Here is a 24,817-nt window from a genome sequence, read left to right on the forward strand (position 1 = left end):
TGCGCACTGTAAAGTCCGCAGGCCCCGGCTCGTCGTCACTTGTTCAGCGCACCGCCGACGATCGGCAGCACCACCTTGCTGACGCCCAGCGACACGTTCAGCGAGACACCGCTCGCAGCCGTGTCCGCGGCGAGGTAGGCGTTGTGGTTCGTGACGAGCACGATCCCGATCCGGTGCCCGGCAGGGACCAGCGCGTCACGGGCGTGCAGCTTCCAGGTGACGTCCGCGGTGGACCCGTTGGTGGGCAACGGGGTCGCGGTCTCCAGCGACAACCGGTTCTTGGCGTCGATGGCACCCTTGGTCAGCATCGTCGCCGAGACCGCCTGGATCGACACGTCCGGTGGACGCGCGCAGCCGGTCTTGTCCCGCAGGTCGTTGCGGCCGCACACCTCCGTGGACAGTTGCAGCGGGCTGCGTTCGGACAGCACCGCCTGCGTGCTCGGGCCGTAGTCCACCAGCAATGCCGTGAGCGGCGTCGACGCCCGGTTCGACGCGACGCGCACCGTCAGGCTGACCTCGCCGGACAACCGCGCGTCCTTCGTCAGCGGTGCCGTCACGTAGGCGAGCCGGCTGGTGTTCGCGGTCTCCGGGTTGGCCATCATGGTCGTCTCGCTGATGTTCGCGTTCGCGCCCAGGGTCTGCGTGCCACTGGAAACCGGTGCGGTGGTCAGCGAACCGGACATTCCACCGGCCGCAGGGCCGAAGTACAGCGTCGTGGCCTGGGTGTCCGGTCGCGGCCACGAGGCGGCCTGTTCCCAGCTGCCGTCCGGCTTCTGCACGTCGGCCATGGGCTCGTCCATGATTCCGTTGTCCGCGCCCTTGAGCCAGTGGTCCATCCACAGCCCCATGACGCGCTGCCACTCGGCCTGACGGAACGAGATCGGGTCGAGGTGCCCGCCGCGGTGCAGCCAGATCTTGCGCGGCACGTTCCGGTCCGCGAGTTCCTTCCACCAGCGGCCGAACTGCGACGGCTTGACGTTCCAGTCCGCCTGGCCGTGCACGACGAACACCGACGCGGACGTGTTCTGCGCGCCCGGCCGGTAGTCGCGGGCCTTCCAGAACGACGTGTAGTCGAAGGACTGGTCGCCGTCGTCCGCGGAGAGCTTGTCGAAGACCGGCTTGCACTTCGCCTTCTGCGCCGAGCTGACGACGTAGTTGGCGAGGAACGTGGGGTAGTTGGATTCCCAGCCCTTGTAACCGATGCCCTGGTCACGGGCGTACTCGTACCAGCTGGAGATCGCGGCGATCGGCACGATCGTCTTCACGCCGGGGATGTTCGCCGCGGCCGCCGCGTTGGGCAGCGTTCCGTTGTAGGACACGCCGAGCATGCCGACGTTGCCCGTGCTCCAACTCGCGACCGCCGGCCGTCCGTCGGCGTAGAACGCCTTCGCACGGCCGTTGAGCCAGTCCACGACCGCACGGACGCTTGCCGTGTCCTCGGGACCACCGGTGGTCGGGCAGCCGGTCGAGCGGGAGGTGCCTTGCATCTCCATCTCGACCACGGCGTACCCGCGCGGCACGAAGTACTCGTCGTACCAACGGCCGAAGCCGCGGGGCACGTTCGTCGCGGACGCGGCAGCGGCACCCAGCCCGTAGTAGGGACTGGCCTCCATCACGACCGGCACTCGTCCGGCCGTGTCGGGCCGCATGACGTCGGCGGCGATCCGGTCGGGCGCGCCGTCCGAGTCACTGTCGATGGTGGACTCGACGTAGACGGTTTCGGTGATCGCCGCGGCGGCTGGGGCCGCGGCCGAGACAGGCGTGTAGATCGTCGCGGCCGTGAGCAGGGTGGCCGCGACGAGATAGACCCTTCGCATGTGTTCCTCCGTCGGAGGGCCCGATGAAGCAGCAGGGATGGAACTCGGGCCCTACGAAGGAATCTCACCGAATCCGGCGGTGTCGCCGGTACGGCCGAAAGATCTAAACCATTACCGGTCTCAGGCGGCGACCAGTTCCTTGTCGCGGTCCGGGGTCTTGACCTTCGGCTTCTTGTTCGGCAGCGACAGGCGGAACACCTTGTGCCACGCCGAGAAGACCTGCTTGGGCAGCGGGCCGGTCACGTAGTCCAGCTCGTACTTCTCGAACAGCGCGCGCACCTTCACCGCGACCTCGGCGTATCGGTTGCTCGGCAGGTCCGGGAACAGGTGGTGCTCGATCTGGTGCGACAGGTTGCCGGTCATGAAGTGCATGGCCTTGCTGCCGCTGATGTTCGCCGAGCCCATCATCTGACGCAGGTACCACTGGCCGCGCGTCTCGCCCCTGATCGACCGGCGCTCGAAGGTCTGCACACCCTCCGGGAAGTGACCACACATGATCACCGAGTGCGACCAGAGGTTGCGGATCAGGTTCGCGGTGAACGTCGCGGCGAGCGTGGTGAGGAACGACGGGCCCGACAGCAGCGGGTGGATCACGTAGTCCTTGAGCACCTGCTTGCGGATCTTGCGGCCCACGGCCTTGGCCCGCGCGACGAACTCGGGGTTCTTGCGGCGGCGCTTGTGCAGGTTCTTGCCGAGCTCCAGGTCGTACGCGGCGATGCCGTACTCGAAGAAGCAGGCGTTGATGAAGTTCCAGAGCGGCTGGGCGAGGTACATCGGGTGCCACTTCTGGTCCTCGTCCACGCGCATGATGCCGTAGCCGAGGTCGTTGTCCTTGCCGATCACGTTGGTGTACGTGTGGTGCAGCTCGTTGTGCGAGTGCTTCCACTGGTCGGCCGGCGAGACGTGGTCCCACTCCCAGGTCGTGGAGTGGATCTTCGGGTCGCGCATCCAGTCCCACTGGCCGTGCAGGATGTTGTGGCCGATCTCCATGTTGTCCATGATCTTCGCCACGGACAGACCGGCGGTGCCGATGATCCACGCCGGCGGGAAGAGCGAGAACAGCAGGATGCCGCGGCTCGTCAGCTCCAGCTTGCGCTGCACCGAGATGACCTTGCGGATGTACGCGGCGTCCTTCTCACCACGGCTCGCGATGACCTCGTCGCGGATCGCGTCGAGTTCGCGGCCGAGCTCCTCGATCTGCTCGTCGGTGAGGTGGGCGGTGGGATCGATGGCGGTCATGAAGCTCGCTTTCCGGGGAACCAGTGGCTGGGGGGTGGAGCCACTTCACGGGGGAGGAATGTCTGTGGTGGGCCTGGCTAGCGTTCGAGTTCGCAAGGGCCCGCCGCGGCGGACACGCAGGTCTGGACGAGCACGTGGGCGGTGGGGCTGTCCGAGGCCTCGGTGATCTCGCCAGTGCGCAGGTCCCTCACGGCGCCGGACTTCAGCGGCGTCACGCAGCCGAAACAGATGCCCATGCGGCACCCGGACGGCATCAGCACACCGGCCTCCTCGCCGATGTTCAGCAACGGAGTCGCGCCATCGGCCTCGACGGTCTTGCCCGTCTTGCCGAACGTGACCTCGCCACCCTCGCCGGCGACGACGACGGTGGGCCGGAAGCGCTCCATGTGCAGGCGCTCGGCGACACCGTGCTTCGCCCAGTGCTCCTCGGCGGCGTCGAGCAGGCCGGTCGGGCCGCAGGCCCAGGTCTCGCGCTCGGCCCAGTCGGGCACGAGCTTCTCCAGCTCGGCGATGTCGAGCATGCCGTCGGTGTCGGTGTGCAGCTCGACCAGCGTCAGCGCTTTGTCGGCCACCAGGTCGTGCAGGTCGTTGCGGAAGATCACGTCTTCCTTGCGCGGCGCGGAGTGCACCATCACGACGTCGGCGAACTTCGTGTCGCGCAACATGCCCATGACGGGCGTGATGCCGCTGCCGGCCGTCAGGTAGAGCACCTTCGCGGGCTTGGCGGCGGGCAGCACGAACTCGCCGGTGGCCTGGTCGAGCTGGATGACCGTGCCGGGCTTGGCCTTGCGGACCAGGTGGTTGCTGACCTTGCCGTCGGGGATGGCCTTCACGGTGATCGTGATGCGACCGTCGGCGCGGCTCGTCGGCGATGTCACCGAGTACGCACGCCACAGGCGCACGCCGTCGACGTCGATCCCGATCCGGATGTACTGACCGGCGACGTGACCGCGCCAGCCCTTCCCGGGCCTGATCACGATGGTCGCGGCATCGTCGGTCTCGCGGTGCACGGCCTCGATGCGGCCGCGCAGGTCAGCACCCGCTCGAAGTGGGCTGACCAGGTCGAGGTAGTCGGACGGCAGCAGCGGCGTCGTGACCAACTCAAGCAGTTTCCACGCCCTGCTGCGGAGGGCGGCACTAGTCATGACTCCAGCTTGATAGCCCCAGGGCGTAAAGTCCTGTCCGTAGGACGTGAATCTGCCGGGCTGGATTGTTCGCAGGGAACAAATCGTGAGTCACGCAATGAGGAGGGCCACCGAACTGGCCCTCGATGAGAAGACCGTCACCGCACTGAGGGCAGTCCTGAGGACGACGGCCGACGAGGTGGTCCGGGCGATCATCGACGAGGTGCCGAGCTACGCGAACGCACTTTCCGGACGCATGGGCGGCACCATCCGCCGCGCCGTCCGCACGGCGCTGGGAGCCTACCTGGACCTCGCCAGCGGCGCGGGCGGAGGCGGCGGCGCCGGCGACGCGGCCTATGAGCTCGGCCGCGGTGAGGTGCGCGATGGTCGTTCGATGGACGCCCTGCTGAGCGCCTACCGAGTCGGCGCCCGCGTCGCCTGGCGCGGCCTGGCCGCAGGCGCCGTACCAGCGGGTCTGCCCGCCGCGGAGGTGGCGAAGTTCGCCGAACTGACCTTCGCCTACATCGACGAACTCTCCGCCGCCAGCGCCGCGGGCCACGCCGACGAACTGGCCGCGCGAGGCCTGGCCCACGAGCGTCACCTCGAACAACTCGCCCGCGACCTGATGGCCGGCGCGAGCACCGAGGTACTGCTCGCGGCCGCACAACGAGCCGGATGGCAGCCGCCGACGACGTTGACCGTGGTCCTGCTGCCCGCCTTCCAGGCCCGCCCCGCCTACCGCCTGCTCGACCCCGGCACGTTGGTCCTGGACGACCTGCCGGACTCCACCGGCGTGCTGCTCGTCCCCGACGCCGACCGCTCCCACCTGCTACGACAGCTCATCGGCCGCACCGCCGTCGTCGGCCCGGCACGCCCCTGGATGCGCGCTACCGCTTCCTACGCACGGGCGGTACGCGCGCGCTCGCTCTCCCTCGACATCCGTGACACCGAGGAGCACCTCGCCGCGCTCGTGCTGAGCGCCGACCCCGACGCCTACGCCGACCTGCGAGCGCGCGCGCTCGCTCCGTTGCTGGCACTGCCCGCCACCTCCGCGCAGAAGCTGGAGGAGACGTTGCGTGCCTGGCTGCTGCACCAGGGCCGCCGCGAGGACGTGGCGGCCGCGCTGTTCGTGCACCCGCAGACCGTCCGGTACCGGATGGGCCAGCTTCGTGACCTGTTCCCGGATCTCGGGTCTCCGCAGCGGGTACTGGAACTGACGCTTGCGGTCGGTCTGCCCCCGTCAGCGGATTAGTTTCGGTCTACACTGAAGCTATTGAGCAGACCGCACTCGATCAGCTGCGGTCTCCGGCGCGATGTAGTGGCCCGGTCGCTCCACAGCTCGCCTCCGGCAGGGATCGTGACCGCGCGCCGAGGTCAGGTCACCAGGCCGCGCCGGTAGGCGTACACGACGGCCTGCACGCGATCGCGCAGGTCGAGCTTGGTGAGGATGCGCGACACGTACGTCTTCACCGTCTCCTGGCTGATCACCAGCGCCGCGGCGATCTCGCTGTTGGACAGGCCCTCCGCGATCAGCCGGAGCACCTCGAGCTCACGCGGGGCGAGCTGGGTCTCCGCGACCTCCTCGGCGGGCCGGATGCGCGCCGCGAACCTGCCGACGAGCTGGCGGGTGACCTCCGGGGCGAGCAGGGCGGCGCCGCTCGCGACGGTCCGGATGCCCTGGAGCAGCTGGGCCGGGGGCGCGTCCTTGAGCAGGAACCCGCTCGCGCCGGCCCGCAGCGCCTCGTAGACGTACTCGTCCAGGTTGAACGTCGTCACCACGAGGACCTTCACGGGGTCGGGAACCCCGGCGCCCGCCAGCAGCCGGGTCGCCCCGATGCCGTCGAGCACCGGCATGCGCACGTCCATCACGACGACGTCCGGCTTGAGCCTCCCGGCCAAGTCGACCGCCGCGCGCCCGTCCCCGCACTCCCCCACGACCTCCAGGTCGGGCTGGGCGTCGATGATCGTGGCGAACCCGGTGCGGATGAGCGCCTGGTCGTCGCACACCAGCACGCGCACGGGTGCGGTCACGCCGGGTTCCCCGCGGGGATGCGCGCGTGGACGACGAAACCGCTGTCCCGTTGGCCCGCCGAGAACTCGCCGCCCAGCACGCCGACGCGTTCGCGCAGCCCGGCCAGGCCGCGACCGCTGCCCCCGACCGCCGTGAACGACCTGGCGCCCTCGGTGCCGACCTCCACGGTGATCTCCCTTTCGCCGTAACGCACGTACACGTTCGTCGGGTTGCCGTGCGCGTACTTCAGCGCGTTCGTCAACGCCTCCTGCACGACCCGGTACGCGACGGCTTCGGCGCTCCCCGCGTCCCGCACCGCCTCGCCTTCCTCGGCGAACTCGATCGGCTGCCCGGCCAACCGGGTCTGCTCGACCAACGTGCGCAGGTCCCCGACCGACTCCGGGCTGTGGTCCGGGTTCAGCAGGTCGAGCAGGTGCCGCAGGTCGGTCAGCGACCGCCGGCCGGTGTCGGTGATCGCCTGCAACGTCTGGTCCAGCCGCTCGGGCGCCGCGGTCAGGTACCGCGCGGCCTCCGCCTGCACCACCATCGCCGTCACGTGATGCGTCACCACGTCGTGCAGTTCGCGGGCGATCGAGGTCCGTTCGGCGACACGGGTGGCCGCGGCGACGTGCCGGCGGCGTTCCTCCTCGGCACTGCGCGAGAGCCGCAGCCACGCGCCGATGCCCCACGCTGCTGCCAGCGCCAGGTAGAACGTCACGAACCCGGCCACGCCCTCAGTCGACCCGCGCAGCTCCAGCCCGATGGCCAGTCCCACGTATCCGGCCGAAGCCGCGATCACGGTGGTGCGCCGGTGATGCGCCAGGTGCAGTCCGGCGCTGATGAGCGCGATGGGCAGCGCCGTTCCGCCGACGGTGTGGTAGCCCTGCAACTGGTCCACGACGAACGCGATCGACACCAGCGCGAGGCAGACCAGCGGCCACTTGCGGCGCACGATCAGGGGCAGGCATTCGAGGGCGATCACCGCGATCGCGAGAGCGTCGAACGGCCGGTTCGGCAGCCCGCCGAGCTGGGTGCCCTTGTCGTGCAACGCGGGCACCACCGATGCCAGCACGAGCAGCAGCGCGAGTGGCGCGTCCTGGACGCGGACGTCCCAGCCGCGCCACCGCTGGAGGCTGATCACGCGCCGAGCGTAGCGGCCGACGCGGCACGGCCCCGGCGAGGCACCAGGTTGCCCCGGCGCTTGGCCAGCCACAGGAACACGACCGTCACCACCACACCGGTGAGCACCGAGTACACGCTGGCCTCCGGCCCGAACTCGCCGCCGCTGACGATCGCGGACCCGGACGTGACGCCGTCGAGCAGCCCCTGCGGAGCGTCCTGTCCGGACACGCTGGTGCTGAAGATGCCGCCCTGGGCGAAGTTCCACGCGAAGTGCACCCCGATCGGCACCCACAGGTTGCGCGTGGCGGCGTACACGGCGGCGAGCATGAATCCGGCCTCGACCGCGATGGCGAGCGAGCTCCACAGCGTCGCGTTCGGGTTGAAGTAGTGCGCCAGCCCGAACAACACTCCGCTGAGCCCCAGCGAGATCCACGTGCCGAGGCGCTCTTCGACGATCCGGAACAGCACACCCCGGAACATCAGTTCCTCCGTCACCGCGGCGGCGGCCATGAACCCGAAGATCGCGATCGCGCCGGACAGCGACCCCCAGCCGCGGATCTCGTAGCCGCCGAGGAAGGCGATGTTCACGATCACCGCCAAGAACATCCCGAGTCCGATCAGGACGCCCCTGCCGAGCGCCGCAGGAGCCGTCTTCCGCGCGACCTCCAGGGGTTCACGGCGTTCGGTCTTGCGCACCACCCAGGAGTAGGCGGCCAGTGCCAGCACCGCCGCGGCCACGCCGACGATCAACGTGAGCGGCGCGTTCCAGGTCACCGCCTGCACCGCCGCGCCACCGGCGAAGGAGACCAGCACCACCACGGCCAACTGCTTCAGAAATCGCATGACCGGAACGCTAGGGATTTCATGCGTCAGGAACGTCCCCGCGCGGTGGACATCCGCGTGTAGCTCGCTAGGGGGACACGGAAGGTGTCAACTCGACATGCTCTTCGTCGAGTTGACACCTTCCCACTCACGAGTCTTTCAGAGATGCAACAGCCTTGAGTGCGGAGGACAGCCAGGCGAACGGCATGAACTCGGCGGCCTCCCGCGCCGTCCCGTCGATGATCGCCACCAGCGATTGGTACCGGGTGTACGGATCGGTGGACGTGGCGGCCTCCTCGAGCGACTCCAGGTACATCTGTTCGATGCCGAGCACGTCGGCCGCCAGCTTCGCGCGGTACTCGGGACTGTCCGGAATCTCGGTGATCTCCCCCATGTGAGCGGAGTAGAGACCGGCGATCTCGCGCCCCAGCGGTGAGTCGGCGGGCGCACCGGATCGCTGCGCCTCCTGCGCCCGCACCAAGATCGCGCCTCCCCGTTCGAACACGCCCACCATCTCCGTCGACGTCATGATCGCGGCGCCGGGCGAGGAGAAGGTCTCGTGCAGCGCCTCCTTCACCTCGCGGCGGAAGCCCGCGTCCTGCAGGAGGTTCGCCAGCTCGATCCACGCCTCCAGCTGCTCGGTGGCCGGCTCGTCCGGCAGGACCAGGCGACCGTTGCGCATGAGACCGAGGAACTCGGGGCTGACTTCGAGGCCTTCGCTGATCTCGTTCCAGAAGTCGTCGAACAGCCGGTCGCGTTCGTCGTCGGACATCCCTGCCAGCTTGTGCATGAGGATCACCTGCTCGGCCTCGGTGTGCTGCCGGGCGATCGTCCGCAGCACCGCCCGCCTCGACCGGATCCGCCGGGCCTGGTCGTCCAGTCGGGACAGATGCGCGGTGGCGAGGTCGGACAGCGTCACCCGTCCCTCGAGCAGCCGCCGGATGTCGTCGAGGCCCGCATCCAGTTCGCGCAACGTGCCGACGAACTCCAGCCGGGCGATGGCGTGCACGTCGTAGAGCCGATGCCCGGCCGCCGTGACGTCGGCGGGCGCCACGATGCCCTCGTCGGAGTAGAACCGGATGGCGCTGACGCTCAGCCCGGTGCGCCGCGCCACCTCTCCGATCGCGTACAGCCTGATGTCGTTCATGAGGTCAGTGTCGAACCTCAAGCCGCTTGAGACGCAAGCCACATGGTCGACTTACTTGAGCATTACCATCTCTTTACCTAAGCTGTCCCGCGAGGGGAGTACTTCCCAAGCGCCTGCCCGGTCAGTACGGACATCCGATGGTGTCCTCGGGAGGCCGCCCGCACCGGGCGAAGGAGACCTCGAACGATCATGTTCGAGGAGGACCTGTGCCCGTGGAATCCGTGGCGTCGCCCGGTTTGTGGTTCGTGAGCATCGCGGCGCTGCTCGCCCTGCTGGTGGTCGACTTCCTGGTCACCCGCCGCCCGCACGAGGTGTCCATGCGGGAAGCCGCGGGCTGGTCGGTCTTCTACCTGGCGCTGCCGCTGGTGTTCGGGCTCTGGCTGTGGTTCGGCTTCGGCAGCGGCCCGTCGGTCGAGTTCATCACCGGGTTCGTGGTGGAGAAGTCCCTCTCGGTGGACAACCTGTTCGTCTTCATGTTGCTGCTGGCCGCGTTCAGCGTGCCGGCGGAGATCCAGCAACGCGTCCTGCTCTACGGCATCGTCGGCGCGTTGGTGCTGCGCGGTGTGTTCATCGCGGCCGGCGCCGCGATGTTGTCGGCCGGCACCTGGGCGTTCCTCGTGTTCGGGTTCGTCCTGCTCGTCTCGGCGGTGAAGATCCTGCAGACGGCGCTCGCCGGTCACCCCGAGGCCAAGGACACCTCGAAGATGCGGTCGGTGCGGCTGATGCGCAGGCTGATGCCGGTCACCGACGACTACCGCGGCACGAAGATGATCGTCCGCGAGAACGGGAAGCGGGCACTCACGCCGCTCGCGATCGTGGTGGTGGCGATCTTCGCGACCGACGTCGTGTTCGCGATCGACTCCGTGCCCGCGGTCTACGGCATCACCGAGGACCCGTACCTCGTGTTCACCACCAACGCGTTCGCGCTGCTCGGCCTGCGCGCGTTGTACTTCGTCCTGCACTCGGCGCTGGCCAAGCTCGTGCACCTCAACCACGGTCTCGCGCTCATCCTGGCGTTCATCGGGGTGAAGCTGGTGCTGCACTGGGCGCACGGCGTCTGGCCGGCCGTGCCGACGATCCCGACGCCGGTCTCGCTGGCCGTCATCGTGGTCACGCTGGGCGTCGTCACCCTGACCAGCCTGCGGTCCCGTCGCCAGGAGGAAACGGTCGCCAGGCCGTAGGTTCGACGGATGCGGGAACAACCTCTGGCCATCGAGGTGCGCGGCGCGCGGGTCCACAACCTGCGCGCCGTCGACGTCACGGTGCCGCTGCGCAAGCTCGTCGCCATCGCGGGCGTGTCCGGTTCGGGGAAGTCGTCGCTCGCGATGGGCGTGCTGTACGCGGAGGGGTCGCGGCGCTACATCGAGGCGTTGTCGACGTACACCCGGCGCCGGATGTCCCAGGCACCGCGCGCGGCCGTCGACAGCGTGCGGCACGTCCCGGCAGCGCTCGCCCTGCGGCAACGACCGGGCGTGCCGGGGGTGCGCAGCACGTTCGGCACCTCGACCGAGTTGCTCAACGTGCTGCGCCTGCTGTACTCCCGGCTCGCCGCGCACCGCTGCCCGAACGGCCACCAGCAGGCGCCGACGATCGACGTGGCCCTGGAAGTGCCTCTGACCTGCCCGGTCTGCGGTGTCACGTTCTCCGCGCCGGGTGCGGAGGCGCTGGCGTTCAACTCCGACGGCGCGTGCCCGCACTGCACCGGCACCGGAGTGGTCCGGGAGGTCGACGAGGACCGGCTGGTCCCCGATCCGTCGCTCACGATCGCGGGCGGGGCCGTCGCACCGTGGTCGATGTTCGGGCTGGCCGTGATGCCCGAGGTCGTCGCGGAGTTCGGCGTGCGCACCGACGTGCCGTTCGCGGACCTGACCGACCAGGAACGCGAGATCGTCCTGAACGGCCCGGCGGAGAAGAGGAAGATCCGCGTGCCGTCCAAGAACGGCAGGCTGTTCGACCTGAACTTCACCTACCGCAACGCCCGGCTGGCGGTCCGGGAGGCGCTGGACAACGCCACCACCGAACGCGGCCTCAACCGCGTCAACAGGTTCATCACCACCCAGACCTGCCCGACCTGCCAGGGCACCCGGCTCAGCGAACGGGCGCTGGCCCCGCGGGTCGACGGGATCAACCTCGCCGAGGCCTCAGCCATGACCCTGGACGACCTGGTCACCTGGGCGCCGCTGGTCGAGAAGTCCCTGCCGCCGGACATGATCGCGATGGCCCGGAGCATCGTGAGCCAGCTGCTGGACACCGCGCGGCGGCTGGTCGAACTGGGGCTCGGGTACCTCAGTCCCGATCGGGCGTCCTCGACCCTGTCCACCGGCGAACGGCAGCGCGTCCAGCTCGCGCGGGCGGTGCGCAACCAGACGACGGGCGTGCTCTACGTCCTGGACGAGCCGTCCATCGGCCTGCATCCGTCCAACGTGGACGGGCTGCTCGGCGTCGTGCGGGACCTGTTGCGGGACGGCAACTCCGTCGTGCTGGTGGACCACGACGTCCAGGTGCTGCGCGAGGCCGACTGGCTGATCGAGATCGGCCCCGGTTCCGGCGCGGAGGGCGGACGGGTCCTGACGAACGGCGATGTCCGGGCACTCGCGGATGACCCGAACTCGTTGCTGGGCGGCTTCCTCGTGGGCCGCGAACCGGTCGTCGTGCGGTCACAGGCCAGTGAGGAGGAGATGTTCGAGCACGGGCGCATCCACCTCGCCACGCGCCCGCTGCACACCGTCCACGCGCTCGAGCTCGACCTGCCACAAGGCCGTCTGACCGCGGTCACCGGCGTCTCAGGTTCGGGGAAGACCACGCTGGTCCTCGAAAGCCTCGTGCCGGCGTTGCAGGCCAAGAACTCCGGCGACCCGCTGCCCTCGTGGGTCGCGGAGATCGACGCCGGGGCGATCACGCGGGTGAACGTGGTCGACGCGACCCCGATCGGCGTCAACGTCCGCTCCACCGTCGCCACCTACAGCGGTGTGCTGGACGATCTCCGCCGGGCCTACGCGGCCAACGCGGACGGGCTCACCGCCGGCGACTTCTCCTACAACACCGGCTCGTTGCGGTGCCCGCGCTGCGAGGGCACCGGCGAGGTCTCGCTCGACGTGCAGTTCCTGCCCGACGTCGACATCGCCTGCCCGGACTGCGCGGGCACCCGCTACTCCCCCGCCGCGAGCGAGTTCCGCCGCGCCGACGACGGACTCACGCTGCCCGAACTGCTGGCGCTGACCGTCCGGCAGGCCGTCGAGCACGTCGGGGACATGCGCCGGGTCCGCACCCGGCTGCGGGCGTTGATCGACCTGGGCCTGGGCTACCTCACGCTCGGCGAGGCCACGACCGCGTTGTCCGGCGGCGAGGCCCAGCGGCTCAAGCTCGCGTCCGAGCTCGACCGCGACCAGGCGGACGCGCTGTTCGTGCTGGACGAGCCCAGCGTCGGCCTGCACCCGCTCGACATCCGCACGCTGCTGTCGGTGATCGGGCGTCTCACGGAGAAAGGCGCGACCGTCGTCGTCATCGAGCACGACCTCGACATGATCGCCAACGCCGACTACGTCGTGGACATGGGTCCCGGCGGCGGCGCGGCGGGCGGCACGATCGTCGCCGCCGGAACGCCGCGGCACCTCGTTCTGACTCCGGAGAGCCTCACCGGTCAGTACCTCGGCAAACACCTCACGCATTAACGGACAAGTGTCCGATATCGTGGGCGCATGCCTGCTCGCCCTGACACTGGCCCCGACTTCATCGAGGCGCTCGCCCGCGGCCTGGACGTGATCCGCGCGTTCCGGCCGCTGCGCCCGGTGATGACGCTCAGCGAGGTCGCCACGGCCACCGGGCTCGCGCGGCCGACCACGCGCCGCATCCTGCTCACGCTGGTCGAGCTCGGGTACGTGCGGCAGAGCGAGAGCGGCTTCGCGCTCACGCCGAGGGTGCTCGAACTCGGTGTCGCGTACGTGCGGTCGATGGGCCTGTGGGACGTGGCCCGCCCGCACATGGAACGCCTGTGCGCCCGGACCAACGAGTCCGTGTCGATCGCGCAGCTCGACGGGTCGGACATCATCTACGTCGCCCGCGTGGCCGTGCCGAAGATCGTGACGCTGTCCGTGCAGATCGGCACGCGGTTCCCGGCGTTGCCGACGTCGCTGGGAAAGGTGCAGCTCGCCGCGTTGGCGCCGGCCGAGCTGGAGGCCGTGCTCGCGCAGCCGACCCGGTCGGGGCTGACGCCGAAGTGGCGGCCGGACGCGGCCGAGCGCGACGCCGAGCTGCGGGACGTGCGGGCGCGCGGGTGGGCGTTGACCGACGAGCAGCTCGCGCTGGGCATCCGGTCGGTCGCGGCGCCGTTGCGCGACGGGAACGGCGCGGTCGTCGCCGGGATCAACGTCAACTGCCACGCGTCCGAGACGTCGGTCGAGCACATGGTCGAGCACCACCTGCCGCTTCTGCTGCAGGTCGCGGGCGAGATCAGCGCCGACTTCGCCCGGCTCGGCACGGTGCCGCACGAGGTCGTCGCGTCCTGAGGGTTGACCTGACGCCGTTGAAGGTTGACGATTCAACGGACACCTGTCCGCCAGACGGTCAAGGGAGTTCCCGATGAGTTCCGTCGTCCTGAGAAACGGCACTGTCCTGACCATGGACGGCCGCGCGCCCCTCGTCGATCACGACGTCCTCGTCGTGGACGACCGGATCGCCGCCATCGGGCCGCGGCTGGAGGTGCCGGAGGGGACCGACGAGGTCGACGCCACCAACGGCATCGTCATGCCGGGCATGATCGACACGCACCGGCACATGTGGCAGACGGCGATGCGCGGCTACGGCGCCGACTGGACGCTCACGCAGTACTTCGTCTGGTACTACCTGGAGTGGGGCAAGGTCTTCCGGCCGGAGGACATCCACGCCGGCAACCTCCTGGGCGCGGCCGAGGCGCTCGACGCCGGTGTCACCACGACCGTCGACTGGTCGCACGGCCTGCAGACCACCGCGCACGCCGACGCCGCGGTCGACGCGTTGCAGGCGGTGCCCGGCCGGTTCGTGCTGGCGTACGGGAACATCCAGGACAGCCCCGCCACCTGGACCGCCACGCCCGAGTTCCGGGACTTCGTCTCCCGCCGCATCGCCGGCGACGACATGCTGGGCTTCCAGCTCGCGTTCGACGTGACCGGCGACCCGTCGTTCCCCGAGAAGCCCGCCTTCGAGGTCGCGCGTGAGCTCGGCGTCCCCGTCACGACACATGCGGGCGTGTGGGGCGCGACGAACGACGACGGCATCAGGTTGATGTACGACAACGGGTTCATGACGCCGCAGTCGATCTACGTGCACGCGGCGACGTTGTCCGCCGACTCCTACCATCGCATCGCGGCGACCGGCGGTTCGATCTCCGTGTCGACCGAGAGCGAGCAGAGCGCGGGCCAGGGTTACCCGCCCACCTGGGCGATCCGTGAGCACGGCATCCCGGTGTCGCTGTCGATGGACACGTCGGTGTGGTGGAGCGGTGACCTGTTCTCCGCGATGCGCACGACGCTGGGCGCCGACCGATCGCGCGAGCACATGGCAGCGCACAGCAGGAACGACACCGTCACGCACTCGTCGCTGCGGGCCCAGCAGGTCGTGGAGTGGGCGACGATGGGCGGCGCGCGGGCGTTGGGACGCGCGGACGACCTCGGCAGCCTGGAGGTCGGCAAGAAGGCCGACATCGTGTTGCTGCGCAACGAGAACTCCCCCGCGATGTTCCCGATCCTCAACCCGTACGGGCACGTGGCCTTCCAGGCGCAACGGTCCGATGTGGACACGGTGATCGTCGACGGGCGGATCGTGAAGCGCGACCACAGGCTCGTCGGCGTCGACCTCGACTCCATTCGCACCCAGGTCTCCGGCACCGTCGACCACCTGCGGGCGCAGCTCGGCGAGGAGGCGTGGGCGAAGGGCATGAACCCGGACGTCCCGGAGTCCAAGGTGCTGGACAACCCCTACACCTACACCGAGTACCGCGGCGACACCCGGACGTCCGTCTGATGGGTGGTCCACTCGAAGGCCTGCTCATCGCGGACTTCTCGCGCGTGCTGGCGGGCCCGTACGCGACCATGCTGCTGGCCGACATGGGTGCCTCGGTCGTCAAGGTCGAAGGTCCGGCCGGCGACGAGACGCGCACCTGGATGCCGCCCGTGCGCGACGACGTCTCGACCTACTACCTGGGCATCAACCGGGGCAAGCGATCGATCGCACTCGACCTGCGCGCCCCGGACGATGCCGCGCTGGGCCGCGAGCTCGCCCGGCGCGCCGACGTGGTGATCGAGAACTTCAAACCCGGCGGCCTGGCCAAGTACGGGCTTGATCATGCCTCCGTCAGCGCCGGCAATCCGCGCGTGATCTACGCGTCGATCACGGGTTTCGGCTCCGGGGACGGAAAGCACGTTCCCGGCTACGACCTGATGGTGCAGGCGATCTCCGGACTGATGAGCCTGACCGGCGATCCGGACGGGCCGCCGTACCGCGCGGGCATCTCGGTGTTCGACGTCATGGCGGGCAACCACGCCGTGATCGGCATCCTCGCGGCGCTACGCCACCGGGATCAGACCGGACAGGGCCAGCTCGTCGAGGTGAACCTGCTGTCGTCCGCGCTGACGGGCCTGGTGAACCACAGCTCGGCGTTCGTCGCGGGTGGGGTCGTGCCGTTCCGGATGGGCAACGCGCATCCCAGCGTGTTCCCCTACGAACCGCTGCCGACCGCCGACAACGACCTGATCATCGCGGCCGCCAACGACGGCCAGTTCCGCAAGTTGTGCGAGGTCCTGGGGTTGTCCGAGGTGCCGGACGACCCGCGGTTCGCCCGCAACGCCGACCGGACCCGCAACCGTGAGGAACTGCGGCCCGTTCTGGTGGAACGGCTGCGGACCCGAGGCGCGGTCGAGTGGTTCGACCTGCTCGTGGCGGCCGGGGTGCCGTGCGGGCCGATCAACACCATCGACGGCGGGTTCGCGATGGCCGAACGGTTCGGGCTCGACCCGATCGTGGTGGTCGGGGACGTGCCGACGACCCGGCACCCGATCCGCTTCTCGGAGACCCCGGCTGTGTACGAGCTGCCGCCCCCTGGGCTGGACGAGCACGGCGAAGAGCTGCGCAGGTGGTTGAAGGAGGAGCAGTGACGGTCCACGAGCTGCGGCTGAAGGAGAATCTTGACCGTCTATGAAACGGCGCTCGGTGCGTCCACGCCCGACACGATCACGTTGCTGGGTCACGACCTCGCGCGGGACGTGATGGGCACCGTCGGGTTCGGTGAGCTGGCGTTCTGGCTCGCCACCCAGCGCAGGCCGAGCGCCGGCGAGACGCGGCTGTTCGAGGCGGTGCTGGCCGCGCTCGCCGACCACGGGTTCACGCCGACGGCGATCGTCAGCCGCCTCACCTTTCTGTCCGCTCCAGACTCCGTGCAGGGCGCACTCGCCGCCGGGCTGCTCGGCGGCGGTTCGCGGTTCCTCGGCGTCACCGAGGACGCCGGCCGGTTCCTCAACGCCGTGGTCACTGCTCACGCGCCCCGGGAGGACTGGGACGCCCTCGCGTTGGAAACCGTGCAAGCGCAAGGGAAAGCGCGTATCCCAGGGCTCGGCCACCACGTGCACAAGAACGGTGATCCCCGCACACCGCGCCTGTTCGAGATCGCCGAGGAGGAAGGCCTGGTCGGGCCGCACCTCTCGCTGTTCGCCGCGATCGGGCGCGTGCATCCGCAGGTGCTCGGCAAGACGTTGCCGCTCAACGGCGCCGGCACGTGCGGCGCGGTGCTGGCCGACCTCGGTCTGCCGCTGGAGTTGTTGCGGGGCTTCGCGTTGCTGGCCCGCACCGCCGGACTGATCGGGCAGCTCGCCGAGGAGCTGCGCAATCCCGTCGCGAACCAGATCTTCCTTTCTGTCGACACGAACACCAGGTCCGTAGCACCTGTCGAGGAGTGAGCAATGCAGCTCGTCACCGAGGACAACATCACCGCGCTCGCCGAGCAGCGCTGGGCCACCGCGAAGGACCCGCGGACCGCGCAGCTCCTGACCGCGCTCGTCCGGCACCTGCACGACTTCGCGCGCGAGGTGCGGCTGACCGAGGCCGAGTGGATGGCCGCGATTCAGTGGCTCACGGCCACCGGGCAGATCAGTGACGAGAAGCGCGAGGAGTTCATCCTGGCGTCGGACGTGCTCGGGCTGAGCATGCTCGTCGTGCAGATGAACCACCAGTTCTCACCGGAGGCGACGCCGGCGACCGTGCTCGGGCCGTTCCACATCGACGGCTCCCCCGAGCTCGGCTTCGGCGGTGACATGTCCGACGACGTGACCGGAACTCCGCTCTACCTCACCGGAACCGTGCGTTCGCTCGACGGTTCGCCGGTGTCCGGAGCCGTGCTGGACGTCTGGCAGGCCGACGCCGACGGCGCCTACGAGGCCCAGCTCGACGTGGACGAGGCGCGGTTGCGGGCGAAGTACCGGGCCGAACAGGACGGCACCTACTGCGTGCGGACGATCACGCCGAAGGGCTACGCGATCCCGATGGACGGACCCGTCGGCGCGTTGATCGAGCAGACCGAGATCAGCTACTTCCGGCCGGCGCACGTGCACTTCCTGCTCACCGCCGACGGTTTCGAACCGCTGATCACGCACCTGTTCGAGGAAGGCGCCGAGTACCTCGACAGCGACGTCGTGTTCGGCACCAAGCAGGAGCTCGTGGTCAGGTTCGAGCCGCGCGAACCCGGCGTCACACCGGACGGCGGACTGTCCGAGGTGCCTTGGGTCCTCGCCGAGTACGACTTCGTGTTGCAACCGTGCGCGCCGCAGTAGTCGTTCGTCCCGGTCAGCCGCCGTCGCTCGCTGACCGGGACGAGCCTTCCGGCGAGGTCGTCGTGGACGTGCTCGCCGCACCCATCACGCCACTGGATCTGTTGTGCGCCGGCGGCACCTCCTACTTCGGGGTGCCCGCGACGCCTTACGTTCCTGGGGTGCAGGGGATCGGGACGGTCAACGGGCGGACCGTCTGGTTTCCCACCAGCGCCGGGATGGCTCCCGGAGACGGCAGCATGGCTGCGAAGGCGCCGGCACGGCAGGAAGATCTGGTGTTCCTGCCGGACGTCGACCCGGTCCTGATGGCCGCGCTCGGGTTGTCCGCCGTCGCCGCGTACATGGCGTTGACGTGGCGAGGTGAGCTGGCCGCCGGCGAGACCGTGATCGTGCTCGGGTGCGGCGCGGTCGGGCAGTCCGCGATCCAGCTCGCTCACCTCGCCGGTGCCGGACGAGTGATCGCCGCCGCGCGTTCCGTGGAGGGCCGTGAACGCGCGGCGCGGGCGGGAGCCGATGTCGTGGTCTCGTTGGAGGACGTGGGTGCTCAGAGCGCTGACCTGCTGATCGACCCGTTGTTCGGAACGCCCGCCGCTGCGGCCGCCCAGGCACTGCGTCCGGGGGGCCGGTGGGTGAACCTCGGCGGTTCTGCGGGTGAGACGTCCCCGATCACCTCGTCGACGTTGCGCAGCAGGTCGTTGCGGTTGTCCGGCTACACGAACAACGAGCTGACCGTGCGGCAACGGGCCGACGCCATCTCGGTGATCGCCCGGTACGCCGCGGAGGGTGCGCTCACCGTCGACCACGAGGTGGTGCCGCTCGCCGACGTCACGGATGCCTGGCACCGCAAGGATCACGGCCGGGTCGTGCTGGCCATGTAGTCCTGGACCTTCTTCAGCGTCACCGGGTCGAGCAAGTTGCCCGGGAGGAACGGCGGCCCGCCCGGTTCGAGGGCCGTGGCCTCGGCCTCCGGCGCCCCGGCGGCCGCGAGGTACTGCGAGACCGTCATCAGGGCGGATTGCGCGACGCTCGTCGTGACGCTCGATCGGCCGTCGAACAGGGCCGCGAGCAGGCCCGTTCCGCCGATGACACCGGCCGCGGTCGCGCAGTGGTCCAGGCCGAGGCCTCGTGGTGAGCCCTGGCTGCGGCCGTGGACGTGCATCGGCCCGCACACGGCCTCGGCGCTCGCCTCGTCGGTGACCTCTCCGCCGCGCAACGGTCCGGCCCAGCTGATGGCGAGTTCGGCGGCGCGCGTGTTCTCGCACTCACTGCTGCTCGTCGGGCTGGTGCTGCTGGCGTTCGTGCACTTCAGCGAACGCGGGCCGAGCGACCGCACTCCCTTGGCGCACAACGAGGGCGACACCGCGCACGACGCGTCCAGCACGGCGGACCGTGCTGGACGCCAGCGCGTGCGGCGCCGGATCAGGCTGCGTCCCGTGAGCAGACGGGACGCCGCCTGACAGCGGCGTGGCTCGGAAGGTCGGCTGGGTGACTCACGCTGGCGCCTCGCGGCGTCTGACCGCGAACTCGCCCGGCACCATTCCAAGCCACAGCACTAGGGAATGCGCGCGCCCACCGCGGCGAGCGCCTTGGTGACGGGCTGGAAGAACGTCACGCCGCCGCTGCGGCAGTCGCCACTTCCGCCTGACGTCAGGCCGATCGCGTTGCCGTTGGCGGTGAAGAGCGATCCGCCGCTGTCTCCGCCCTCCGCGCACACGGTCGTCTGGATCAGGCCGGTGACGCGGCCTTCGGGGTAGTTCACCGTGGCGTTCAACCCCGTGACGCGACCGGCGCGCAGTCCGGTCGTGCTGCCCATCCGCTGGACCTGCGTGCCGACCCGCGCCTCGGCGGCGCGCTGGATCCGCACCTTGCGGCCGTTGCCGGTGTCGACCTCGCTGGGCGCGTTGGCGTTGCGGTCGTTGTAGGTGAGCAGCGCGAAGTCGCCGTTGCCGGGGAACGTCGACTGAACGACGGTGGCGGCGGCTCTTCCGCCCGGTGTCAGGGAGAACTGCCTGCCCGCGGCCGTGCAGTGGCCGGCGGTGAGGATGGCGGGGCGGCCGTCGCCGGTGACGACGTTGAAGCCGAGCGAACAGCGGCTGTTGCCGGCGAAGATCGCGTCACCGCCCTCGGCGAACAACTTGAACGTGCCGGCGGTGCGTTGCAGCTTCACGCCGGCGCCCATGGCGTTGACGGTGGACACCAGGTTGTCCCACTTGGCGCCGGTCACCGTGCTGTCGGCGGTGACGAGGACCTCGTTCGTCGCCGGGTTGACGGCCCACGCGGTTCCCGGCACGGACGCCTTCTCCCGCAACGTCTCGGTGGCCTGGTCCGGTGCTGTGCGCTGCTGCGGCGCGGCCTGGCTCGCGGTGAACGTCGCGGCGGTGATGGCCACGGCGACGAGGCCGATGGCGCCCGCGATCACCTTCCCACGGCGGTGGTCATCGTGGTGTTTACCCATGTGGCGCCCTCTCGTTACCGGACTGAGATCCGCTCATGTCTGGGAGTACGTACAGCGCGGCGTCCCGGTTTAGGTGAATGGTCAGCGCGCGAGAGGTAGTCGCAGCTGGAGCCGGAACCCTCCGTCCGGGGTCGGGCCGGACGTGATCACCCCGCCGAGCAGGGCCGCCCGCTCCCGCAGGCCGACCAGTCCGTGCCGGGCGCTGGGCAGTGCGAGCGTCGGGCGGGTCGGCGCGGTGTTGGTGACGGTCACGGTCAGGTGGGTGCCGTGTGCGATCTCTACGTGGGCCGTGCTGCCGGGAGCGTGCTTGCGGACGTTGGTGAGGGCTTCCTGGATGGTCCGGTAGATCGTGCGCTGGAACGCCGAGTCGATGCCGGCGGGAGCGGACCCGGTCAGCGTGGCCTCGATACCGCTGTTCGCGACCAGTCCGTCCACATCGGACAACGTCGGCTGCGGTACCAGCTCGGTGGCCGCGCTTCCGGAGGCGCGCAGCAGGTTCACCATGTGCCGCAACTCGTCCAGAGTGTCGACGGACAGCTTGCGGACGTTCTCGGCGGCGGCCCGGGCGTCGGGATCCGCGGTGGAGACGCTCAGCGCTCCCGCCTGGACCGCGATCAGGCTGACCTTGTGCGAGACCACGTCGTGCATCTCGCGGGCGAGCTGGTTGCGTTCCCTGGCCAGCACGGCTTGCGCGTCCAGTTCCCGTTCGTGCTCACGCGCCCAGACGAGCCTTCCGAAGAAGATGGGCGCCACCGCCGTCATCACCGCGTAGATCACGACGAGCAGCACGTCGGCCCGCGGCAGTTCGAGATCCATGCCGGGAAAGAGGTACCCGGCCGTCCCGAGCACCGCGCACCCCGTGAGCAGCATCCGATCCGAGTGCCGCACTGCCACCGAGTAGAGCGCGAACACGGTCGCGAGCAGTCCGCCGGCGATCGCCAGCGCCGGCAGCGTCGCCAGGAACACGGCCACGGGCCACCGCTGCCGGAACACCAGTGCGACCACGGCCAGCACCGCGGCACCGACGGTCAGCGGGTCGCGCGGCTCGTTGAGTCCCGACTCGACGGCCGCGACCACGATCAACGCGGCGTTGGTGAGCAGCGCCCGGTTCACAGCAGCCCCGCGCGCTGAGCCAGCAGCGCCGCCTGCACTCGGGTGCCGACGCCCAGCTTGGCCAGGACCGCGGACACGTGGTCCTTCACCGTGCCGACGCTGATGTGGATGCGCACGGCGATGTCCGCATTGGACAGTCCCTCGGCCACCAGCACCAGCACGGCCCGTTCGCGCTCGGTCAGCCGCTCGACCCTGGCCGCCTCCGGGGAACCGGCACCCGACCCCAGATACCCGTCCACCACCGTACGCGTGACCTTCGGCGACAGCACGACGCCGCCCGCCGCGAGCGTGCGGACGAACTGCGCGAGCTGATCGGGAGCGGTGTCCTTCAGCAAGAACCCGGCCGCGCCCGACCGCAGCGCCGTCGCGATGTACTCGTCCGAGTCGAACGTCGTGAGCATCGCCACCACGGGCGGGTTCGGAAAGCCGCGCAACTGCCGCAGGATCGTGAGCCCGTCCACGTCGGGCATCCGGATGTCGAGCAGCACGACGTCCGGACGGTGCAGGCTCACCTCCTTGACCGCCTGCGCGCCCGTCACCGTCGCGACGACCTCGATGTCGCCCGCCGCCCGCAGGATCAGGCGGAACCCCGAGCGCACCAGTTCCTCGTCGTCGACGACGATCACGCGAACCATGCGGCCCAGTCTCGGCCCGCGCGGCACGGGCGCGCATCCGGGGTTGGTCGGTCCGGCCTCCCCCGACCGGCTGGACCACACCCGACGATCGGCGGGGTCCGGCCGGGTCGGACGTCCTCTTAGGACTCGGTCGGCCAGGATGGGCGGATGAACTCGCTGTTGCTCGCCGCCGCGTTCGCCATGGTCGTCAGATCACTGGCGGCGAACCGGCTGGACCGCTGGAACCTCGGCGCGCCGCTGGTGATGGTGCTGACCGGGGTCGTGGTCGGGCTGTTCGAGCCGAGCGCCATCGCGGAGGGCCTCAACACCGAGTCGGTGCAGCACGCGGCCGAGATCATCCTCGCGGTGCTGCTGTTCGTCGACGCCACCGAGGTGCGCGCGGGCCGGCTCTGGGGTGCCTACCCCGGGCTCGTGGCGCGGGTGCTGCTGGTGGCCATGCCGGTGAGCATCGCCGTGGCCGCGCTGCTGGGCTGGCTGCTGTTCCCGACCCTGCCGTGGGCGGTGCTGCTGCTGGTCGCGTGCGTGACGGTGCCGACCGACTTCGCCCCGGCGGAACGGGTCGTGCGCGACCGCGGGCTGTCGGTGCGGGTGCGCGGCACGTTGAACGTCGAGAGCGGCTACAACGACGGCATCGTGTCGCCGCTGTTCCTGTTCGCGCTGATCCTGGCCGGTGACGACTCGCAGGACCGCACGCCGTTGGAGGCGCTGGGCACGGTGCTGCCGTTCGCGCTGAAGGCCGTCGTGGCCGGTGTCGTGATCGGCGCGCTGCTCGGCTGGCTGATGGACCTCGCGCACCAGGCCGGCTGGGTGAGCGACCAGTCCGCACGCGTCGCGGTGCTGCTGGCTCCGCTGCTGACCTACACCGCGACGGTCGCGATCGACGGCAACGGCTTCGTCGCCTCGTTCGTGTGCGGCATCGCGTTCCGGTACGTGCACCGGCTGCTCAAGGCCCGCCGCGTCCGCACCGGACGGGCCGAGGCGCGCACGGACGCGTTGAACACCGACCTGCACCTGCTGGAGGACGTCACCGGGCTGCTGACGATGACCATGTGGTTCGTGGTCGGCATCGCCGCCGTGCTCATCTTCTACCTGGGCGTCTCGTGGCAGGTCCTGCTCTTCTGCGCGGCCGTGCTGACCGTGGTCCGGCTCGTGCCCGTGTTCCTCGCCCTCACCGGGTCGCGGATGCCCCGCCGCGAACGCCTGCTCGTCGGCGCGCTGGGGCCGCGCGGCACGACGACGATCGTGTTCGGGCTGCTGGCCTTCAACCGGCTGCCGGTGGGGAACGCCGCCGACACGATCCTGACCATCACGGTGGTCTGCGTGCTCGGCAGCGTCGCCCTGCACGGCGTGGGAGCGACGCCCTTTCAGAGGCTCTTGGCGAAGTGGAACGCCGGGATGACGAAGCCCGACGCGAGGTAGAGGCGGTGCGCGTTGTGCCTCGGTGTCCCTGAGTCGAGGTGCACGCCCGCGCACCCGAGGCGGCGGGCCTCGTCGTCGACCCACCGCAGCAGGGCGCTCGCGTGGCCCTGGCCGCGGGCGGACGGGAGCGTGCTCAGGTCGTCGATGTAGAGGTGCGACCCCGCGTAGAGGTTGGTCATGTGCCGGAACCCGGCCACCGCGACGACCTGGCCGTTCGCGTCGGAGGAGGCGGCGATCCGGTAGCCCTCACGGCGCTGGCCGCGCACGAGCTCCACGAACTCGTCGACGTCGGTGAGGTGCGGACGAAGCTCTCGCATCGCGTCGAACGCCAGGGCGGTCTCCGCGCCGTCGAGCTCGGCGATGGTGTGGGTGAAGGTGGTCACGGTGCTGATGTTCGTCCCGTAAGTGGCATCCCAGAAGACCCAGTCCGGACGTAAACCAAGAGGCCACTCAGGCACCAGAGCGTGACCTGGGTCTCATTCGTTCGGATCAACGGGACGCGGGCGGGCGGTCGCGACAACTCCTATCGTGACCCGCATCGCCGAGCAGGGGCACCGGCCCGACCTTGCCACGCAGGACCCGAAGGAGGTCTTCGCGTGGCTTTTCGACGCCTACGCCGGGCAGATCCGCGCCTATCTCGCGGGACGGGTCGGACCTGACGTCGCCGACGACCTCGTGGCCGAGACGTTCCTCGTCGCGCTGCGAAGACGCCGGACGTACGACCCCACCCAGGCCACCGCGCGCAGCTGGCTGTACGGCATCGCGACGAACCTGCTGCGCAACCACGTGCGGCAGGAGGTGCGCGGCCTGCGGCTGACGTCACGGGCGGCCGGCGGCGAGACCGAGGTGGAGAACCACGACACGGTGGTCGCCGACCGCGTGGACGCCGCCGCCAGGATGCGCGCGCTCGCCGGGGCGCTCGCCCAGCTCGGCGAACAGGACCGCGACGTTCTCCTGCTGACCTCGTGGGCCGGGCTGGAACCGGCCGAGGTCGCCGACGCGCTCGGCGTGCCGTCCAGCACGGTCCGGTCGCGCCTGCACCGGCTGCGCCATCGCCTGCAGTCCCTGCTCACGAAGTCCACGGAGGAAGCACCCCGTTGACGTCCTCCCCGGCGTGAACG

23 protein-coding genes are annotated in these 24,817 nt (G+C 69.9%); 11 read left to right on the plus strand and 12 right to left on the minus strand.

Annotation, left to right across the window (positions count from 1 at the left end; genetic code table 11):
- Positions 1-35 precede the first annotated feature (35 nt).
- From BM417_RS30645 to BM417_RS30655, 3 genes are all read right to left on the minus strand, one after another.
- Positions 36-1,817: a CocE/NonD family hydrolase gene (locus BM417_RS30645; RefSeq protein WP_093601743.1), complete on the minus strand. Its 1,782-nt coding sequence runs from the start codon at positions 1,815-1,817 to the stop codon at positions 36-38.
- 120 nt (positions 1,818-1,937) lie between these two features.
- Entirely contained in the window at positions 1,938-3,056 is a 1,119-nt protein-coding gene (locus BM417_RS30650; protein ID WP_093601745.1) for a fatty acid desaturase family protein, read from the minus strand.
- 77 nt (positions 3,057-3,133) lie between these two features.
- Positions 3,134-4,201: a ferredoxin reductase gene (locus BM417_RS30655; protein WP_093601747.1), complete on the minus strand. Its 1,068-nt coding sequence runs from the start codon at positions 4,199-4,201 to the stop codon at positions 3,134-3,136.
- Between the two features lie 85 nt (positions 4,202-4,286).
- On the opposite strand from BM417_RS30655, the gene BM417_RS30660 reads away from it, so the two are divergent.
- A complete protein-coding gene (locus BM417_RS30660) occupies positions 4,287-5,432 on the plus strand; it encodes a helix-turn-helix domain-containing protein (RefSeq protein WP_093601749.1) in 1,146 nt (381 codons plus the stop codon).
- Between the two features lie 122 nt (positions 5,433-5,554).
- On the opposite strand, the gene BM417_RS30665 is transcribed toward BM417_RS30660, so the two are convergent.
- The 4 genes from BM417_RS30665 to BM417_RS30680 all read right to left on the minus strand — a co-directional run bounded on the left by BM417_RS30665 (position 5,555) and on the right by BM417_RS30680 (position 9,282).
- On the minus strand, positions 5,555-6,211 hold the full coding sequence (locus BM417_RS30665; RefSeq protein ID WP_093601751.1) for a response regulator: 657 nt from the start codon (positions 6,209-6,211) through the stop codon (positions 5,555-5,557).
- Positions 6,208-7,332, minus strand: coding sequence for a sensor histidine kinase (locus tag BM417_RS30670; RefSeq protein WP_093601753.1), 1,125 nt, complete (start codon positions 7,330-7,332; stop codon positions 6,208-6,210). The genes BM417_RS30665 and BM417_RS30670 overlap by 4 nt, the downstream gene beginning before the upstream one ends.
- Complete coding sequence (locus tag BM417_RS30675) at positions 7,329-8,156, minus strand: CPBP family intramembrane glutamic endopeptidase (protein WP_093601755.1); 828 nt, start codon at positions 8,154-8,156, stop codon at positions 7,329-7,331. Before BM417_RS30675 ends, BM417_RS30670 begins: the two co-directional genes overlap by 4 nt.
- A 127-nt stretch (positions 8,157-8,283) precedes the next feature.
- On the minus strand, positions 8,284-9,282 hold the full coding sequence (locus tag BM417_RS30680) for a MerR family transcriptional regulator (protein WP_093601757.1): 999 nt from the start codon (positions 9,280-9,282) through the stop codon (positions 8,284-8,286).
- A 206-nt stretch (positions 9,283-9,488) separates the two neighbouring features.
- Here BM417_RS30680 and BM417_RS30685 point away from each other — a divergent pair, with 206 nt between their 5' ends.
- The 8 genes from BM417_RS30685 (at position 9,489) to BM417_RS30720 (ending at position 18,952) form a co-directional block, all read left to right on the plus strand.
- Positions 9,489-10,463 (plus strand): TerC/Alx family metal homeostasis membrane protein, encoded by a 975-nt coding sequence (locus BM417_RS30685; RefSeq protein WP_245822261.1) that lies wholly within the window; start codon positions 9,489-9,491, stop codon positions 10,461-10,463.
- 9 nt (positions 10,464-10,472) lie between these two features.
- Positions 10,473-12,953: an excinuclease ABC subunit UvrA gene (locus BM417_RS30690; protein ID WP_093601761.1), complete on the plus strand. Its 2,481-nt coding sequence runs from the start codon at positions 10,473-10,475 to the stop codon at positions 12,951-12,953.
- Positions 12,954-12,980: 27 nt separating this feature from the next.
- On the plus strand, positions 12,981-13,787 hold the full coding sequence (locus tag BM417_RS30695) for an IclR family transcriptional regulator domain-containing protein (protein ID WP_093601763.1): 807 nt from the start codon (positions 12,981-12,983) through the stop codon (positions 13,785-13,787).
- A gap of 73 nt (positions 13,788-13,860) precedes the next feature.
- A complete protein-coding gene (locus tag BM417_RS30700; RefSeq protein ID WP_093601765.1) occupies positions 13,861-15,279 on the plus strand; it encodes an amidohydrolase family protein in 1,419 nt (472 codons plus the stop codon).
- Entirely contained in the window at positions 15,279-16,409 is a 1,131-nt protein-coding gene (locus BM417_RS30705; protein ID WP_093601767.1) for a CaiB/BaiF CoA transferase family protein, read from the plus strand. Before BM417_RS30700 ends, BM417_RS30705 begins: the two co-directional genes overlap by 1 nt.
- 30 nt (positions 16,410-16,439) lie before the next feature.
- Complete coding sequence (locus tag BM417_RS30710) at positions 16,440-17,207, plus strand: citryl-CoA lyase (protein WP_177320686.1); 768 nt, start codon at positions 16,440-16,442, stop codon at positions 17,205-17,207.
- 3 nt (positions 17,208-17,210) lie between these two features.
- The gene (locus BM417_RS30715; RefSeq protein WP_093601771.1) at positions 17,211-18,077 is read left to right on the plus strand and encodes a dioxygenase family protein; all 867 of its coding nucleotides are present in this window, start codon (positions 17,211-17,213) and stop codon (positions 18,075-18,077) included.
- Complete coding sequence (locus tag BM417_RS30720; RefSeq protein ID WP_093601773.1) at positions 18,062-18,952, plus strand: quinone oxidoreductase family protein; 891 nt, start codon at positions 18,062-18,064, stop codon at positions 18,950-18,952. The genes BM417_RS30715 and BM417_RS30720 overlap by 16 nt, the downstream gene beginning before the upstream one ends.
- Here BM417_RS30720 and BM417_RS30725 read toward each other — a convergent pair.
- The 4 genes from BM417_RS30725 to BM417_RS30745 all read right to left on the minus strand — a co-directional run bounded on the left by BM417_RS30725 (position 18,925) and on the right by BM417_RS30745 (position 22,277).
- A complete protein-coding gene (locus BM417_RS30725; RefSeq protein WP_143138866.1) occupies positions 18,925-19,455 on the minus strand; it encodes a hypothetical protein in 531 nt (176 codons plus the stop codon). The genes BM417_RS30720 and BM417_RS30725 overlap by 28 nt on opposite strands.
- A 171-nt stretch (positions 19,456-19,626) precedes the next feature.
- Positions 19,627-20,529, minus strand: coding sequence for a S1 family peptidase (locus tag BM417_RS30735; protein ID WP_093601779.1), 903 nt, complete (start codon positions 20,527-20,529; stop codon positions 19,627-19,629).
- 81 nt (positions 20,530-20,610) lie between these two features.
- Complete coding sequence (locus tag BM417_RS30740; RefSeq protein ID WP_093601781.1) at positions 20,611-21,642, minus strand: sensor histidine kinase; 1,032 nt, start codon at positions 21,640-21,642, stop codon at positions 20,611-20,613.
- Entirely contained in the window at positions 21,639-22,277 is a 639-nt protein-coding gene (locus BM417_RS30745; RefSeq protein WP_093601783.1) for a response regulator, read from the minus strand. The genes BM417_RS30740 and BM417_RS30745 overlap by 4 nt, the downstream gene beginning before the upstream one ends.
- 147 nt (positions 22,278-22,424) lie before the next feature.
- Between BM417_RS30745 and BM417_RS30750 the strand changes: the two genes are divergently transcribed.
- Positions 22,425-23,696: a cation:proton antiporter gene (locus BM417_RS30750; RefSeq protein ID WP_093601785.1), complete on the plus strand. Its 1,272-nt coding sequence runs from the start codon at positions 22,425-22,427 to the stop codon at positions 23,694-23,696.
- Here the strand turns inward: BM417_RS30750 and BM417_RS30755 are convergent.
- Positions 23,642-24,079, minus strand: coding sequence for a GNAT family N-acetyltransferase (locus tag BM417_RS30755; protein WP_245822262.1), 438 nt, complete (start codon positions 24,077-24,079; stop codon positions 23,642-23,644). The two genes, BM417_RS30750 and BM417_RS30755, sit on opposite strands and share 55 nt — an antisense overlap.
- Positions 24,080-24,224: 145 nt before the next feature.
- On the opposite strand from BM417_RS30755, the gene BM417_RS30760 reads away from it, so the two are divergent.
- Positions 24,225-24,797, plus strand: a complete 573-nt coding sequence (locus BM417_RS30760) for an RNA polymerase sigma factor (protein ID WP_245822263.1) — start codon at positions 24,225-24,227, stop codon at positions 24,795-24,797.
- Positions 24,798-24,817: the final 20 nt, after the last annotated feature.

The organism is Lentzea waywayandensis, from assembly GCF_900115955.1.
Taxonomy (GTDB): Bacteria; Actinomycetota; Actinomycetes; order Mycobacteriales; family Pseudonocardiaceae; genus Lentzea; species Lentzea waywayandensis.

Excerpts from the sequence above, each read along its gene's own strand:
- BM417_RS30645 (WP_093601743.1), bottom strand. The coding sequence starts at position 1,817 with ATGCGAAGGGTCTATCTCGTCGCGGCCACCCTGCTCACGGCCGCGACG.
- BM417_RS30650 (WP_093601745.1), bottom strand. The coding sequence starts at position 3,056 with ATGACCGCCATCGATCCCACCGCCCACCTCACCGACGAGCAGATCGAG.
- BM417_RS30655 (WP_093601747.1), bottom strand. The coding sequence starts at position 4,201 with ATGACTAGTGCCGCCCTCCGCAGCAGGGCGTGGAAACTGCTTGAGTTG.
- BM417_RS30675 (WP_093601755.1), bottom strand. The coding sequence starts at position 8,156 with ATGCGATTTCTGAAGCAGTTGGCCGTGGTGGTGCTGGTCTCCTTCGCC.
- BM417_RS30680 (WP_093601757.1), bottom strand. The coding sequence starts at position 9,282 with ATGAACGACATCAGGCTGTACGCGATCGGAGAGGTGGCGCGGCGCACC.
- BM417_RS30690 (WP_093601761.1), top strand. The coding sequence starts at position 10,473 with ATGCGGGAACAACCTCTGGCCATCGAGGTGCGCGGCGCGCGGGTCCAC.
- BM417_RS30695 (WP_093601763.1), top strand. The coding sequence starts at position 12,981 with ATGCCTGCTCGCCCTGACACTGGCCCCGACTTCATCGAGGCGCTCGCC.
- BM417_RS30700 (WP_093601765.1), top strand. The coding sequence starts at position 13,861 with ATGAGTTCCGTCGTCCTGAGAAACGGCACTGTCCTGACCATGGACGGC.
- BM417_RS30705 (WP_093601767.1), top strand. The coding sequence starts at position 15,279 with ATGGGTGGTCCACTCGAAGGCCTGCTCATCGCGGACTTCTCGCGCGTG.
- BM417_RS30715 (WP_093601771.1), top strand. The coding sequence starts at position 17,211 with ATGCAGCTCGTCACCGAGGACAACATCACCGCGCTCGCCGAGCAGCGC.
- BM417_RS30735 (WP_093601779.1), bottom strand. The coding sequence starts at position 20,529 with ATGGGTAAACACCACGATGACCACCGCCGTGGGAAGGTGATCGCGGGC.
- BM417_RS30745 (WP_093601783.1), bottom strand. The coding sequence starts at position 22,277 with ATGGTTCGCGTGATCGTCGTCGACGACGAGGAACTGGTGCGCTCGGGG.
- BM417_RS30750 (WP_093601785.1), top strand. The coding sequence starts at position 22,425 with ATGAACTCGCTGTTGCTCGCCGCCGCGTTCGCCATGGTCGTCAGATCA.